The sequence below is a fragment of the Mesorhizobium sp. M7A.T.Ca.US.000.02.2.1 genome (assembly GCF_003996995.1).
Lineage (GTDB): Bacteria > Pseudomonadota > Alphaproteobacteria > Rhizobiales > Rhizobiaceae > Mesorhizobium.
The window spans coordinates 1-691 of sequence record NZ_RZTT01000858.1; the positions used below are offsets into that span (position 1 = coordinate 1).

Genomic DNA, 691 nt, shown 5'->3' on the forward strand with positions numbered 1-691 from the left:
GCCTTGGCTTTGTTGGCGGCTACGCTGCCGACTGACGAAAACTCGCCTGTCGCCATCCACGCCGCGAAACCAATGAGCACAACAACGGCTGCAAGCTTGTGAAACCTGATTCTCATCGTCGTTTTTTCCACTGCGGGTTCGGCCAGCGTCCTCATAACGCGGGCGCGTCGCCGATATGGGTGCGCGCCGGGCCGTGTTCAATTTGCCGTGATCGGCGAAGCGCGCTTCTACATCAAAGTTGCACCGCAATATAGTCTGAAAGTTGCAAGATCATTGCGCCACCGGGCAAGATGCGCCCGCCGCCGCCCAGTTTTCGATCGCTTGATAGGTCGCTTCGGCGGAGCCCGGAGCCGGTTCACGACCCGATCCCGGCGCCCAGCCCCAGGCGACCAGTCTGTCGTCGCGAACATGCACCGCGATGTCCTTCAAGCTGCGGTTGCCGTTGCGCAAGGGATCCTTGATCTGGGCGCAGATTTCGGCCGAGGACTTGCCGAACCAGGCCATCTCGGCTGGCGCCAGATGCCAGTTCTCGGCCCCGGGCGGCCCGTGCAATGCCCTGGAATTGCTGGAGAAATGGCAAGTCATGCAACGCAGGCCCGGACTGCCGAAGCCCGACCCGTCAGCACCGCGCTGGACATTGAAGGCGTGCACGCGCGTGCACGCCTTCAATGTCCAGCGCGGTGCTGACGGG

At 62.8% G+C, this 691-nt stretch carries 1 protein-coding gene; it reads right to left on the reverse strand.

Annotation, left to right across the window (positions count from 1 at the left end; genetic code table 11):
* Positions 1–270: 270 nt before the first annotated feature.
* On the reverse strand, positions 271–691 hold a 421-nt coding region (locus tag EOD15_RS35135), incomplete at its 5' end, for a hypothetical protein (RefSeq protein WP_127409367.1).